12 protein-coding genes are annotated in these 13,328 nt (G+C 68.4%); 10 read left to right on the plus strand and 2 right to left on the minus strand.

Going from position 1 to position 13,328, the window contains the following annotated elements; translation table 11 throughout:
- Nucleotides 1–74: 74 nt before the first annotated feature.
- Both ACFOYU_RS25420 and ACFOYU_RS25425 read left to right on the plus strand, forming a co-directional pair.
- Entirely contained in the window at nucleotides 75–1,052 is a 978-nt protein-coding gene (locus ACFOYU_RS25420) for an extracellular solute-binding protein (RefSeq protein ID WP_377035691.1), read from the plus strand.
- Nucleotides 1,049–2,884, plus strand: coding sequence for an ABC transporter permease (locus tag ACFOYU_RS25425; protein WP_377035692.1), 1,836 nt, complete (start codon nucleotides 1,049–1,051; stop codon nucleotides 2,882–2,884). The genes ACFOYU_RS25420 and ACFOYU_RS25425 overlap by 4 nt, the downstream gene beginning before the upstream one ends.
- Nucleotides 2,885–2,957: 73 nt before the next feature.
- On the opposite strand, the gene ACFOYU_RS25430 is transcribed toward ACFOYU_RS25425, so the two are convergent.
- Nucleotides 2,958–3,842: an alpha/beta hydrolase gene (locus ACFOYU_RS25430; protein WP_377035693.1), complete on the minus strand. Its 885-nt coding sequence runs from the start codon at nucleotides 3,840–3,842 to the stop codon at nucleotides 2,958–2,960.
- A gap of 359 nt (nucleotides 3,843–4,201) precedes the next feature.
- Between ACFOYU_RS25430 and ACFOYU_RS25435 the strand changes: the two genes are divergently transcribed.
- The gene (locus ACFOYU_RS25435; RefSeq protein ID WP_226739551.1) at nucleotides 4,202–5,098 is read left to right on the plus strand and encodes a LysR family transcriptional regulator; all 897 of its coding nucleotides are present in this window, start codon (nucleotides 4,202–4,204) and stop codon (nucleotides 5,096–5,098) included.
- Nucleotides 5,099–5,103: 5 nt separating this feature from the next.
- Here ACFOYU_RS25435 and mutY read toward each other — a convergent pair whose 3' ends face one another.
- Nucleotides 5,104–6,225, minus strand: coding sequence for an A/G-specific adenine glycosylase (mutY, locus tag ACFOYU_RS25440; RefSeq protein WP_377035694.1), 1,122 nt, complete (start codon nucleotides 6,223–6,225; stop codon nucleotides 5,104–5,106).
- Between the two features lie 57 nt (nucleotides 6,226–6,282).
- Here mutY and ACFOYU_RS25445 point away from each other — a divergent pair, with 57 nt between their 5' ends.
- The 7 genes from ACFOYU_RS25445 to ACFOYU_RS25475 all read left to right on the plus strand — a co-directional run bounded on the left by ACFOYU_RS25445 (nucleotide 6,283) and on the right by ACFOYU_RS25475 (nucleotide 13,320).
- A complete protein-coding gene (locus tag ACFOYU_RS25445; RefSeq protein ID WP_226739555.1) occupies nucleotides 6,283–6,786 on the plus strand; it encodes a DUF721 domain-containing protein in 504 nt (167 codons plus the stop codon).
- 72 nt (nucleotides 6,787–6,858) lie between these two features.
- On the plus strand, nucleotides 6,859–7,497 hold the full coding sequence (locus ACFOYU_RS25450; protein WP_226739557.1) for a DsbA family protein: 639 nt from the start codon (nucleotides 6,859–6,861) through the stop codon (nucleotides 7,495–7,497).
- Nucleotides 7,498–7,542: 45 nt separating this feature from the next.
- The gene (locus tag ACFOYU_RS25455; protein ID WP_377035695.1) at nucleotides 7,543–11,001 is read left to right on the plus strand and encodes a chromosome segregation SMC family protein; all 3,459 of its coding nucleotides are present in this window, start codon (nucleotides 7,543–7,545) and stop codon (nucleotides 10,999–11,001) included.
- A 209-nt stretch (nucleotides 11,002–11,210) separates the two neighbouring features.
- Nucleotides 11,211–11,582 carry an AtpZ/AtpI family protein gene (locus ACFOYU_RS25460; protein ID WP_377035696.1) on the plus strand — a complete coding sequence of 124 codons (372 nt, stop codon included), beginning with the start codon at nucleotides 11,211–11,213 and terminating at the stop codon, nucleotides 11,580–11,582.
- Nucleotides 11,583–11,637: 55 nt separating this feature from the next.
- Nucleotides 11,638–12,366 carry a F0F1 ATP synthase subunit A gene (locus ACFOYU_RS25465; RefSeq protein WP_226739562.1) on the plus strand — a complete coding sequence of 243 codons (729 nt, stop codon included), beginning with the start codon at nucleotides 11,638–11,640 and terminating at the stop codon, nucleotides 12,364–12,366.
- Nucleotides 12,367–12,419: 53 nt separating this feature from the next.
- Nucleotides 12,420–12,644 carry a F0F1 ATP synthase subunit C gene (locus ACFOYU_RS25470; protein WP_116526730.1) on the plus strand — a complete coding sequence of 75 codons (225 nt, stop codon included), beginning with the start codon at nucleotides 12,420–12,422 and terminating at the stop codon, nucleotides 12,642–12,644.
- 124 nt (nucleotides 12,645–12,768) lie between these two features.
- Nucleotides 12,769–13,320, plus strand: coding sequence for a F0F1 ATP synthase subunit B' (locus tag ACFOYU_RS25475; protein ID WP_377035697.1), 552 nt, complete (start codon nucleotides 12,769–12,771; stop codon nucleotides 13,318–13,320).
- Nucleotides 13,321–13,328: the final 8 nt, after the last annotated feature.

Consider the following 13,328-nt stretch of genomic DNA (forward strand, 5'->3'; position numbering starts at 1 on the left):
TGCGAGCGCACCGTCACACCACCGTCACCGAGCAGCGCTAGCGCGAAGTCGTTCATCGCCCGGAGACGAAACCCATGAAGCGCCTCATCCTTTCCGCCGTTCTCGCCCTCGCGCCCACGTTTGCGCTGGCGCAGGACCTGTCCGGCAATCTCGTGCTCTATACGAGCCAGCCGAACACGGACGCGCAGCAGACCATCGACGCCTTCAAGGCGAAGCACCCGGGCGTCAACGTCACCTTCGTGCGCGACGGCACGCCGAAGATCCTCGCCAAGCTGCGCGCGGAGTTCGAGGCCGGGCAGCCTCAGGCCGATCTTCTCCTGATCGCCGACAGCGTCACCATGGAAGGCCTGAAGAAGGAAGACCGCCTGCTGGCGCACGACAAGGCGGACGTCTCCGCCTATCCGGCCGGCACGCACGATCCGCAGAAGCACTGGTTCTCCACCAAGCTGATCACGACGGGCATCGCCTACAACACCAAGGCTCCGTTCAAGCCGACCTCCTGGGCCGATCTCACCAAGCCCGAGGCGAAGGGCCAGGTGGTCATGCCGAGCCCGCTCAGCTCCGGCGCGGCGCTGATCCATGCCGCGACGCTCACCAGCAACCTGGAAGGCGGCTGGGATTATTACGAGGCCCTGAACGACAACGGCGCGCTCGCAGGCGGCGGCAACGGCGACGTGCTGAAGAGCATCGCCGGCGGCGAGAAGCTCTACGGCATGATCGTGGACTTCATGCCGATCCGCGAGAAGGCCAAGGGCGCCCCCATCGAGTTCGTGTTCCCGAAGGAAGGTGTCTCGGCCGTCACCGAGCCCGTCGCGATCCTGAAGAACACCAAGAACCCGGAAGCCGCCCGCGCCTTCGTGGATTTCCTGATCTCGAAGGAAGGCCAGGAGCTCGCCCTCAAGCAGGGCTATATCGCGGCCCACCCGGCCGTCGCCCTTCCCGCCGGCTATCCGTCCCGCGACGCCATCAAGGTCATGCCGTTCGACGCCGCCCAGGCTCTTGCCGACGAGACCAAGAACAAGACGACCTTCGCGGACATCTTCGGCCAGTGAGACGCATCCCTCGCGACAGGGGATTCTCCGAGCAGGGTGGCTTCGGCCTCCTTGCTCTTCTCGTCGTTCTCGCCCTCGCCTTCGACGTGATGCCCGCCGCGCGGCTGATCGCCGCCGCCATCGCGCCGGGCGGAACCTTCGCGCCCGACAACGCGCTCTCCGTCATCGCCAGCCGCTCCGCCATCCGCGCGAGCCTCGCGACCCTGGAGACCGCCTTCTTCTCAAGCCTCCTCGCGCTCCTCATCGGCGGCGCGATGGCGCTCGTTCTCGGCGTCACGGATGTCCGCGCCCGCCGTCCCGCCTCCTTTCTCTTCGTTCTCTCGACCATGATCTCGCCGCAGGTCGTGGCGCTCGCCTTCCTGAGCCTCGCGGGCCCGGCCTCGCCGCTCCTGAACACCCTCGGGCTCGCGCCCGAAGCGGGCAGCGCCAACCCGATGCTCGGACGCGGCGGCATCGTCCTCGTGCTCGGCCTGCACCATGCGCCGCTCGTCTATGTGGTGCTGAATGCCGGCCTGCGGCGCATTCCTCGCGCCGTCATCGAGGCCGCGCGCATCGACGGGGCCACGCCGCAGCGCGTCGTGCGCGACGTGGTGCTTCCGCTGCTGAGGCCGCACATGATCGGCGCGACGCTTCTCGCCTTCGTGGCGGGCGCGGGCAATTTCGGCATTCCGGCCCTTCTCGGCGCTCCGGTGAACTACCTCACCCTGCCCGTGCTCATCTACCGGCGCCTGTCGAGCTTCGGGCCCGGCGTCATCGGCGACGTCGCGGCGCTCGGCATTCTCGTCGCCGCCGTGGCGGGAATCTGCGTCGCGCTGAGCCAATGGCTCACCCGGCGGGATGCCGTGCAGCTCGAGGAGGATGCTCCGCTCCAGCCGTTCTGGCAGCTTGCCGGCGCCAAGGCCGCAGCAGGGATCTTCGTGTGGGGACTGCTCGGCATCGCGCTCGTCCTGCCGATGCTGTCGCTCCTGGCCGCCGCTCTCGTGCCGTCCTACGGCATGCCGCTCGACGCCTCCACCGTGACGCTCGACAACTTCGTCGAGGTTCTGGTGCGCCAGACCGTGACCGTGCGCGCCTTCGGAAACTCGTTCCTCTATGCGGGCGGCGCGGCGCTGATGCTGGCCGCTCTCTCGATCCCCCTCGCCTATGGGCTCGTGCGCCATGCCGGAGCGGGCCGGACGATCCTGCCGGCCCTTCTCGAAACCTCCTACATTCTGCCGGGCGTCGTGCTGGCGATTGCGTGCATCCTGCTCTTCCTCAAGCCCCTGCCGCTCGTGGGCGTGTCGCTCTACGCCACACCCTGGATCATCGTGTTCGCCTATCTCGCCCGTTTTCTGCCGGTGGCGCTGAAGCCCGCGCTTGCGGCCATGGAGCAGGTCGAGCTGGCGCAGGAGGAGGCCGCGGCCCTCGACGGCGCCCGCCTGAGGCGGCGGATCCTCGACATCGTCGCGCCCTCGCTCCTGCCCGCCGCGGCGGCCGGAGGGCTGATGGCCTTCCTCCTGGCCTTCAACGAACTCACCGTCTCGGCCCTCCTCTGGACCGCCGGAACGGAGACCATCGGCGTGGTGCTCTACAATCTGGAGGAAGCGGGCCTGGCCGCCCAGGCCGCCGCCGTCGCCGTGACGAGCGTCGTCATCGTGACGCTTGCCATGGTGGCGCTCGACAGGTTCGGCGCATGGCTGCCGGCCGGGACCCTGCCGTGGGACATCGCTGCCGCTCCGGTTCGGGCGGCAATTCCGGAGAGCCTGTCGACCTCCCCCGCCACCCGGCGCAGACCCGCCGCGCCGCCGCTGCCCGCCGTGGCGGCCGTGCCGTCGAGAGCCTTTCGCCGGTAGGCGGCGAGACGCCGGGAGCCCATTACGTGAAAGGCCGCCCTGCGGCGGCCTTCCTGCTTCTTCCCGGCGGCGCCTAGGCCCGCCGCCTCTCCGACAGCCATCGCAGCAGCTCCGCATCGAAAAGCGCGCTCTCCTCGAACTGCGGCGTGTGCCCGCTCCTCTCGAACACCCGCACCGTGAGGTCGCGGAAGCTCTCGCGATAGGGCTCCCACGTGGCGTAGGGCGCCACGAGGTAATCGTACCGCCCGAGCGCCAGCAGCACCGGAACGTCCAGCGCATCGAGGCCATGCCCGATGTCGATGTCGCGGAAGACCTCGCCCCAGAGATGGTCGAAGGCGGGCATGTTCACATGCACGTCCCGCCACAGGGGCGAGGCGTCGAACGTATAATCGTACCAGCTTCGCGCGCCCATCCTCACACAATAGGCGACGAAGCGCCTGTCGGGCGCGGCCTCGATCTCGGCGGGAGGCTTCGCGAGGTCCGCCGCCAGCTGCGCCTTCCGTTCCGGGCAGACCGATTCGTCCCAGTACCGCTCCGTGGCCTGCACATGCACGGCGCCGTGGCTCGGGCCGGTGGCGATCATCGCCACATGCGAGACATTGCGGGAATAGCGCTTGGCGTATTCCAGCGCCATGTAGCCATGGCCGGAATGTCCGATCACGATCACCTCGCCGAGACCGAGATGCTCGCGCACCCGCTCGATATCGGCAAGAACCGTATCGAACGCGAAATCCGCGGCCGAGACGTCGCCGCTCGCACGGGCGAAGCCGCGGTGATCGACGAAGACCAGCTTCAGCGACTGCCGCAACCGTTCGGAGAAGGTCCTGGGATAGTAGACCGCGCTGCCGATCACGATGGCGGGCGGCCCCTCCCCTTCGATCGAATAGCCCAGTTCGAAAGCGCCCGAGCGGATGGTTCCGCGCGTCGAGGCGCCGGTTGTGTGTCCAAAGGCAGACATGTGATGTCCTTGAATCCGTTGCATCCGACCGAACCCTCGGTTCGGCCGACAAAGGTCGTGACGAAGCGGCCCGGAAACGGGCTGCACGCCGGCTTCTGTCGTGTCGGATAGCGTCGCTAACGGATGAGGGGCACGGGAGCTGTCCTTCGAAAAACGGGCGCCGGTTTCGGCGCGATGCTTTTGCCTGAAAATGCGCAGCTTGTGAATGGCCTGAAGCCCGCCGCCGGTGAAGGCCACCCGCACATTCCCGGCGGGCTGCACGCCTCGCCTCCCCGCGCCATCGTCGGCCCGGTTCCAACCCTGTGGAAGCGCGAGCATTCTCCCATGTCGAACGTCCCGAAAAGCTTTAGCATCGTCTCATGGCTGCTCCTTCTCTCGATCCATCCTGGCCCGGCGCGGCCGAGCCGTCCTGGGACGACCTCCGGATCTTCCTGGCTGTGGTGGCTCATGGATCGATGAACGGCGCCGGCCGCGCCCTGGACCTGAGCCAGCCCACCGTCGCCCGCCGGATCCGGACACTGGAGGAGACGCTCGGCGTTCCCCTGTTCCAGCGAGGCCCCAACAATCTCGACCTGACGGAAGCCGGCCGTGCCGTGCTGGAGGCGGCATCGCCCATGGCGGAGGCCGCCAATGCGGTGCCGCGCATCGCGGCCGCCTACCGGCCCGATCCCACGGCGCCGGTGCGGATCACCGCCACGTCCTCGGTGACGCTTTTCCTCTCGCTCCACGCCGCGGACCTGCACAGGGCGGCGCAGCCCGCCGAGATCGCCTACATCCCGACCCGGCGGAAGCTCGACCTCGCCGCGGGCGAGGCCGACATCGCGCTGCGCATGAGGACGCTGCCCGACGGGGCCGAGGATCTCGTGGTGCGCAAGGTCGGGCAGATCGCCTTCGCCATGTACGACCGCACCGCCGACCCGAAGGCGGTCATCGCGCCTTCGGAGGACCCCACCCTCTCGCGGCAGGCCGCCTACGTTGCGGAATTCGCGCAGGGCCGCGCCATCTCGGCCCGCATCGGCGACATGCCCATCCGCTATCAGGCCGCCAGGACCGGTCTGGGCGCCGCCTTCCTGCCCTGCTGGCTCGGCGATTCGGACCCGGATCTCGTCCAGGTCACGAAACCGCAGGGCGACCTGATCGAGGACGTCTTCCTCGTCATGCACCGCCGCAGCCGCAACCGGGAGAGCGTGCAGCGGGTGGCGAACGCCCTGGCGGATCTGTTCAAGCGGCACCGAAAGGCGCTGACCGGCATCTGAACCGGTCAGCCTTCTGACTTTGGCTTCGCAGAAGCCTTGGCCGGCGGCTTGGCCCCCGGCATGTCCCCCAGCGCATGGGCCAGCACCTTCTTCATGGCGCCGGGCAGCGCCTCCTCGTGGAGCTGCTGGCGCGGGGTCCAGCGCATGTCCTCCGGGGCCGGCTCGTCCTTCGGCACCCGGGCGAAGAAGACCGTGAGCTCCAGGGGGAAATGGGTGAAGACGTGGCGGACTGTGCCCGGCAGGCGCTTCCACCGCGCCTCGATGGGGGCGTCCACCATGGCGCGGGAGGGCTCGTAGTCGGGCTCCCACGCGCTGGTCGGGGTCTCGACCATGCCGCCGAGAAGGCCCCGCGGCGGGCGCGTGCGCAGGAGGATGCTGTCGTCGGCGCGCAGGACCACGAAGGCGGCGCCTTTGCGGAGCTGGCCCGTCTCCTTCTTCTGCTTCTTGGGGAAGCTCTCCTGAAGGCCCGCCGCGCGGGCCTGACAGGGCAGCATCCAGGGGCAGATGGCGCAGGCGGGCCGCTTCGGCGTGCAGATGCTGGCGCCGAGATCCATGACGGCCTGGGCAAAATCGCCGGGCCTGTCGGCCGGGACCAGATCCTCGGTCAGCGTCCGGATCGCGGCCTTGGCCTTCGGCAGCGGCTCCTCGACCATGAAGAGCCGGGACATGACCCGCTCCACGTTGCCGTCCACCGCGGCGGCCTTCTGGTTGAAGGCGATGGCCGCCACGGCGGCTGCCGTATAGGCGCCGATCCCGGGGAGCTTGAGGAGCTCGGCCTCCGTGCCCGGAAAACGTCCGCCATGGTTTTCCACAACCGCCTTGGCGCAGGCATGGAGATTGCGGGCGCGGGAATAGTAGCCCAGCCCCGCCCAGGCCTGCATCACCGCGTCCGCAGGCGCTTCGGCCAGGGCTTCGACGGTGGGGAAACGCTCCAGGAACTTCAGATAGAACGGCTTGACCGCCACCACCGTCGTCTGCTGCAGCATGATCTCGGAAAGCCAGACGCGGTAAGGGTTTGCCGTCTCGCCCGGCTTCGCGCGCCATGGCAGATCGCGCCGGTGACGGTCGTACCAGGCGAGCAAATCGTCAGGGCATGGCTTGGTGACGCGCAAGGCGGGCGTTAACATGTGACGTGGAATAACGATCCTCGTCGAATATTCCAACGTGGCTTTTGGACCTTCAACATGCGACAGCCGAGACACCGGCCCCGGCCCCTTGCCGACTTTCTCGACGTCTGTCTCAGCCCGAGCCTGGCGGCGCAAGGCTTTGCCACCTCCGACATCATCGTGGCCTGGCCGGACATCGTGGGCGAGCGCCTCGCCGCCTTCACCCAGCCGCTGAAGATCGAGTGGAAGCGCAAAGGCCCCCATGCCGATCCGGAGGCGCGGCCCGAGCCCGCGACCCTCGTGATCCGGGTCGAGGGCGCCTTCGCCCTCGAGATGCAGCACATGGCGCCCATCGTCATCGAGCGGGTCAACGTCTATTACGGCTGGCGCTGCATCGGGAAGCTGGTGCTGAAGCAGGGGCCCGTGCGGCGCGCCGAGAAGAAGCGCCCGCCCGCCCCCGTCCTCGGAGAGGCGGACCGGCGCCGGGTCGAGAGCGCCGTGGCGCCCATCGAGGAGGACGGCCTGAAGGCCGCCCTGGCCCGGCTCGGGCAGGCGGTGGTGGGCTCGCGCACGAAAGCGTGACAGACGCAGCGCTTGCCACATATCCCAAGGCATTCTACCGCAGAACGAAATTTCTCACGGAGCACCTTTGAGATGATCACCCGGCGTCAAACGCTTCAGCTTCTTGGTACCGCGGCCGCCACGGCCCTGATCGCCACGAGCTTTCCGGCTCTGGCCCAAAACGTCGCACCTGCGGACCTCGCGGTCCCCGGCCCCCTCGGCGACGTGGCCCTCGGCCCCGAGGACGCGAAGGTGACGATCATCGAGTACGCCTCGCTCACCTGCTCGCACTGCGCGGCTTTCCACAAGGAAACCTGGCCGGAGCTGAAGAAGCGCTACATCGACACCGGCAAGGTGCGCTTCATCCTGCGCGAATTCCCGCTCGACCCCCTGGCCACGGCCGGTTTCATGCTCGCCCGCTGCGACGGGAACGACAAGTACTACCCCATCACCGACCTGCTGTTCGACCAGCAGCGGAACTGGGCCTTCACCGACAAGCCCCTGGATGCCCTGCGCGGCCTGATGCGGCAGGCCGGTTTCTCACAGGAGAAATTTGATGCTTGCTTGAAGGATCAGAAACTTTATGACGCTGTGAACGCGGTGAAGAACCGGGGGATGGAGCAGTTCCGCGTGGACTCGACCCCGACCTTCTTCATCAATGGTGAGCGTCACGCCGGAAACCTGTCGATCAATGAGCTTGAAGAGATCATCAAGCCGAAGCTGGGAGAATAATCTCCCCTGCCCCGCCCCCTCGGGGCGGGCCGGAAAGGCGCGTCGATGAAGCTGACGCGCCTTCGCATCGCCGGGTTCAAGACCTTCGTCGAGCCCATGGAGTTCCTGATCGAGCCGGGGCTGACCGGCGTGGTCGGGCCCAACGGCTGCGGCAAGTCGAACCTCGTCGAGGCCCTGCGCTGGGTCATGGGCGAGAACTCGCACAAGAACATGCGCGCCTCGGGGATGGACGACGTCATCTTCTCCGGCTCGGGCAGCCGCCCGGCGCGTAACTCCGCCGAGGTGCTGCTCACCATCGACAATGCGGAGCGCACGGCGCCGGCCGCCTTCAACGATTCCGACACTCTCGAAGTCTCCCGCAAGATCGAGCGCGAGGAAGGCTCCACCTACCGGGTCAACGGCAAGGAAGTCCGCGCCCGCGACGTGCAGATCCTGTTCGCGGACGCCGCCACCGGCGCCCGCTCCCCGGCCCTCGTCCGGCAGGGCCAGATCAGCGAGATCATCTCCGCCAAGCCCCAGGCCCGCCGCCGCATCCTCGAGGACGCGGCCGGCATCGCGGGCCTCCATGCCCGCCGCCACGAGGCCGAGCTGCGCCTGAAGGCGGCGGAGGACAACCTGGTCCGCGTCGAGGACGTGCTGCGCGAGCTCGAAACCCAGGTGGAGAGCCTGAAGCGCCAGGGCCGTCAGGCCTCCCGGTACAAGAACCTCTCGTCCGAGATCCGCCGCCTGGAAGCGCTCATGCATGCGCTGGCCTTCGCCGATGCGCGCGAGCAGGCCGCCACCGCCGAGCAGCAGATGGCGGACAACCTCAAGGCCGTCGCCGACCTGACGGAGGAGCAGACCCGGGCCGCCACGGCCCAGGCTGTCGCCGCCCATGCCATCCCGGCCCTGCGCCAGGAGGAGGCCGCCGCCGCCGCGGCCCTGCAGCGGCTGACCCATGCCCGCAGCGAGCTCGAATCGGAGGAGCGCCGCTCCAAGGACCGGGTGACCGAGCTGGAGCGCCATATCGCCGACCTGAACCGGGACCTCGCCCGCGAGGCGGTGCAGCGCACGGACGCCCAGGCCACCATCGAGCGGCTGCAGGAGGAACAGGCGGAGATCGCGCTCACCACCGACGGCGCCGACGATACCCGCGCCGAAGCGCAGGAGCGCCTGAGCAATGTCGAGGCCGAGCTGGCCGAGGCCGAGGCCGCCTTGAGCGCCCTTCAGGCCCAGACCTCCGACCTCAACGCCCGCCGCGCCGCCCTGGAGCGCTCCGTGCGCGAGGAGGTGGAGCGGGCCGCCCGCTTCGCCGCCGAGCGGGAGCGGATCGAGCGCGACATCGAGGCTCTCGCGGCCGGCACCGACGATTCGCCGCCCATCGACGACCTCCGGGAAGAGGCCGCCATGGCCGAGGAGGCCGCGCAGACCGCCGAGGAGGCGGTGATGGGCGCCCGCGAGGCCCTCGCGGCGGCACGCGAGGCCGAGAACCGCCTGCGCCAGCCCCTCAGCGAGGCCGAGCGCCGGGCCCAACGGCTGGAGACCGAGGCGCGCACCCTCGCCAAACTCGTCACCTCCGCTACCGGCGACCTCTGGCCGCCGGCCGTGGACCAGATCACGGTCCAGAAGGGCTACGAGACCGCTCTCGGCGCCGCCCTCGGCGACGATCTGGAAGCCTCCACCAACCCTTCCGCACCCTCCCATTGGGCCGAGACCGGCGCGGGCGACGGGGATCCGGCCCTGCCGGAGGGCGTCCACTCGCTGGCCGATCTTTCGACCGCGCCCGCTCCGCTCCAGCGCCGCCTGCGGCAGATCGGCGTCGTCACCAAGGCCGACGGCCTGCGCCTCCGGGGCCTCCTCAAGCCGGGCCAGCGCCTCGTCTCGCAGGAGGGTGACCTGTGGCGCTGGGACGGGTTCACCACCGCGGCGGAAGCGCCCTCGCCCGCCGCCCGCCGCCTTGCTGAAAAGAACCGCCTCGGCGATCTGGAGCGCGAGGCCGCCGAGGCCCGGGAACAGGCCGAGCATCTGCGGCACGAGGCCGAGGAGGCCCTGAACGCCGTCCGAATCGCCGCCTCGCACGAGATGCAGGCCATCGAGGGCGCCCGGCAGGCCCGGCAGGCCCTCGACGGCACCCGCACGCGCCTCGCCGCCGCCGAGCGCAAGGAGGCCGAGCTCGGCCAGCGCCGCTCGGCTCTGCAGGAGGCCATGGCGCGAATCTCCGCCAGCGAGGCCGAGGCCCAGGAGCGCGCGGAAGCCGCCCGGGCGAATCTGGAGGATTTGGCTCCGGCGCCCGATCTGGAGAGCCGCCTGCTCGAAGAGCGCACCCGCGTGGCGGAGTTCCGCGCCGCCGCCTCCGAGGCTCGCGCGGCGCTTCAGGCCCTCATGCACGAGGCCGAGCTGCGCCGCCGGCGCCAGGAATCGCTCGCCGCCGACATCCGGCTCTGGACCGAGCGCGCGGCGCGCGCCGCCAAGGCCCACGAGGATCTGGGCGAGCGCCTGGAGCGCGCCCAGGACGAGCACCAGCGCCTTCTCGAAGCGCCGGACACCTATCTCCTGCGCCGCCGCGGCCTGCTGTCCGAGATCGAGCAGGCCGAAGCCAAGCGCAAGGAGGCGGCCGACCGTCTGGCCGATGCGGAGACGCATCTCGCCGAGACCGACCGCGCCGCCCGCTCGGCCCTGGAAGCCCTTTCCGCCGCCCGCGAGGCCCGAGCCGGGTCCCAGGCCCGCCACGAGGCCGCCCTTCAGCGCCTCGCGGAGATCACCCGCACCATCGCCGACAACCTGGAGACGACGCCCGCCGGGCTCATCGAGCTCGCGGGCCTGAAGGAAGGCGTCGAGCTGCCCCCGCAGGGAGAAATCGAGGCCAAGCTCCACTCCCTCAAGTCCGACCGGGAGCGCCTGGGCGCGGTCAACCTGCGCGCGGACGAGGAGCTGACCGAGCTGGAGGCCAAGTTCACCAGCCTCGCGGCCGAGCGCGACGATCTGGTGGAGGCGATCAAGCGCCTGCGCCAGGCCATCGGCAGCCTCAACCGCGAGGGCCGCGAGCGCCTGCTCGCCGCCTTCGACGTGGTGAACGCCCATTTCCAGCGGCTCTTCACCACCCTCTTCGGCGGCGGCACGGCGGAGCTGACCCTGGTCGATTCGGACGATCCGCTGGAGGCGGGCCTCGACATCCTCGCCCGCCCGCCGGGCAAGAAGCCCCAGAGCATGACCCTGCTCTCCGGCGGCGAGCAGGCCCTGACGGCGACCGCGCTGATCTTCGCCGTGTTCCTCACGAATCCCTCGCCGATCTGCGTTCTCGACGAGGTCGACGCGCCACTCGACGACGCGAACGTGGAGCGCTATTGCGACCTCCTCGACGACATGGCGCGACAGACCGAAACCCGTTTCGTGGTGATTACCCACAACCCGATCACCATGGCGCGCATGGACCGGCTCTTCGGCGTGACCATGGCGGAACGCGGCGTCTCGCAGCTCGTCTCCGTCGACCTCCAGAGCGCCGAGCGCATTCTTGAGACGGTCTAAGGCTTTGCGCCCTGCCGCGGGTTCCGACGCAAAATCGTGGACGCTTTGGCGCGAAGCCGGTGCGATAGCGCCTTTTTGCTATAATATTCAATGACTTATATGTTTTCGGGCAATCCTTGACAGGGGGGACCCTCCCTCATATGTTGCGCGCGGCTTTCGGGGCCGGGCTTCCAAGACCTTTTCCCGTGCCGCTAGCAAGGAAAACGCATATGGCGGACCCTACTCAGCGGAACGGTGAAGGCGAGCGGAAACCGAGCGGTTCCGACGATGCCGACCTATCGGCGAGGCTGAGCTCTCTCAATGCGCGGATCACGAAAGCATCCGCACAAAGGGCAGAGGCCGAACCTCGCGACCGTCCTACGTCGGATTCCAGTGCGATCGGCCAGGCCTTCAGGCTCACGGCCGAGTTCATCTCGGGAGTCCTTGCGGGCGGTGTCATAGGCTGGCTCGTCGACCACCAGTTCGGATCCTCTCCTTGGGGACTCATTGTCTGTCTGTTGCTCGGCTTCTGTGCCGGGATGCTCAATCTCCTACGAGCAGCGGGTGTGGTGAAAACCGCCCGTTCCGACGACAAGCAGTGAGACCGGATTCGAAGAGCTACGGACAGCGGCGAACAACAGCGAGACAGAGCGGATCATGGCGAGCCCGATCGAGCAATTCCAGGTCAAGCCCATCATTCCGATCATCAATTTCACGAACTCGTCCCTGTTCATGATCGGCTCGGCGGCGCTGATCGTCGGCGGGCTGCTCCTGGCGACGCGCAACCGTTCGCTGATCCCCGGCCGCGCCCAGTCGGTCGCCGAAATCCTGCACGACTTCGTCGCCACCACGCTCACCGACACGGCGGGACGCGAGGGCATGAAGTTCTTCCCCTTCGTATTCTCCCTGTTCATGTTCGTGCTGACCGCGAACCTGCTCGGCATGATGCCCGGCTTCTTCACGGTCACCAGCCAGATCGTCGTCACCTTCGCGCTGGCCCTTCTCGTGATCGGCACGGTCGTGATCTACGGCTTCGTCAAGCACGGCTTCCACTTCCTCGGCCTCTTCGTGCCGTCAGGCGTTCCGAAGTGGCTCCTGCCCTTCATCGTCGTCATCGAGATCATCTCCTTCCTCTCGCGACCCATCTCGCTCTCCCTGCGTCTCTTCGCGAACATGCTGGCGGGCCACATCGCCCTGAAGGTGTTCGGCGGCTTTGTGGTCTCCCTCGGCGCGGCCGGCATCGGCTTCGCGCTTCTCACCCCTCTTCCGCTTCTCATGGCGGTTGCGATCACGGCGCTCGAGTTCCTCGTCGCCGGCGTGCAGGCCTACGTCTTCACGGTGTTGACCTGCATCTACCTCAACGACGCCCTGCATCCGGGACACTAGGCTAAGGCGTCGTCCCTTCTTCTCTCTCCCGATCATCACCCTAGGAGATCACGATGGATCCTATCGCTTTCAAATTCCTCGGCGCGGGCCTGGCCTGCTTCGGCATGGGCCTCGCCGCTCTCGGCGTCGGCAACATCTTCGGCAACTTCCTGTCGGGCGCCCTGCGCAACCCGTCGGCTGCCGACAGCCAGTTCGCCCGCGCGTTCATCGGTGCGGCGCTCGCGGAAGGTCTCGGCATCTTCTGCCTCGTCGTCGCCCTCCTCCTGCTGTTCACCTAATCCACTTTCTTCGGTGATCGGGAGAGCAAGGCGCCCCGTGCGCCTTGCTTCGAGACAGTGACGGCGGGCACGAACCGCCGTCATTTCCACATTACAGGACCACCCGTCCTCCAGGACCATTTCCATGGCTCAGGCTCAGATCCCACAGGCTGGTACGGAAGTTCCCGGCGACGCTCATGCGGCGGATATCGGCTTCCCGCCCTTCGCGACGGAAACATTCGCCGGACAGATCATCTGGCTGGCGATCACCTTCGTGGTGCTCTACACGCTTCTATCGAAGCTCGTCCTGCCCCGCCTCACCGGCATCATCGAGAACCGCCGCGAGATCATCGCCAAGGACCTCGACGACGCCGCCGCGATGAAGACGCGCGCGGAGGAGGCCGGTGTCGCCTACGAGAAGGCTCTGGCCGAAGCCAGGGGCCGCGCCCAGGCGCTCGCCCAAGAGACCCGCGGCAAGCTGGCCGCCGAATCCGACGCCAAGCGCAAGGCTCTCGAGGCCGATCTCGGCAGCCGACTGGCCGAGGCCGAGGGCACCATCACGGCCAAGAAGAACGAGGCCATGAGCCATGTCCGCGGCATCGCCGCCGAGACGGCTTCCGCCATCGTCGAACGCATCACCGGCCAGGCCCCTGCCCCGCAGGCGGTCGAAGCCGCCCTCGACCGGACCAAGGTCTAAGGAGAGCC

The organism is Microvirga sp. GCM10011540, from assembly GCF_042650665.1.
GTDB classification, from domain to species: Bacteria; Pseudomonadota; Alphaproteobacteria; order Rhizobiales; family Beijerinckiaceae; genus Microvirga; species Microvirga lenta.

Bases quoted from the DNA above. Each gene is read 5' to 3' on its own strand.
- ACFOYU_RS25420 (WP_377035691.1), top strand. From the start codon at position 75: ATGAAGCGCCTCATCCTTTCCGCCGTTCTCGCCCTCGCGCCCACGTTT.
- ACFOYU_RS25430 (WP_377035693.1), bottom strand. From the start codon at position 3,842: ATGTCTGCCTTTGGACACACAACCGGCGCCTCGACGCGCGGAACCATC.
- ACFOYU_RS25435 (WP_226739551.1), top strand. From the start codon at position 4,202: ATGGCTGCTCCTTCTCTCGATCCATCCTGGCCCGGCGCGGCCGAGCCG.
- mutY (WP_377035694.1), bottom strand. From the start codon at position 6,225: ATGTTAACGCCCGCCTTGCGCGTCACCAAGCCATGCCCTGACGATTTG.
- ACFOYU_RS25445 (WP_226739555.1), top strand. From the start codon at position 6,283: ATGCGACAGCCGAGACACCGGCCCCGGCCCCTTGCCGACTTTCTCGAC.
- ACFOYU_RS25450 (WP_226739557.1), top strand. From the start codon at position 6,859: ATGATCACCCGGCGTCAAACGCTTCAGCTTCTTGGTACCGCGGCCGCC.
- ACFOYU_RS25455 (WP_377035695.1), top strand. From the start codon at position 7,543: ATGAAGCTGACGCGCCTTCGCATCGCCGGGTTCAAGACCTTCGTCGAG.
- ACFOYU_RS25460 (WP_377035696.1), top strand. From the start codon at position 11,211: ATGGCGGACCCTACTCAGCGGAACGGTGAAGGCGAGCGGAAACCGAGC.
- ACFOYU_RS25465 (WP_226739562.1), top strand. From the start codon at position 11,638: ATGGCGAGCCCGATCGAGCAATTCCAGGTCAAGCCCATCATTCCGATC.
- ACFOYU_RS25470 (WP_116526730.1), top strand. From the start codon at position 12,420: ATGGATCCTATCGCTTTCAAATTCCTCGGCGCGGGCCTGGCCTGCTTC.
- ACFOYU_RS25475 (WP_377035697.1), top strand. From the start codon at position 12,769: ATGGCTCAGGCTCAGATCCCACAGGCTGGTACGGAAGTTCCCGGCGAC.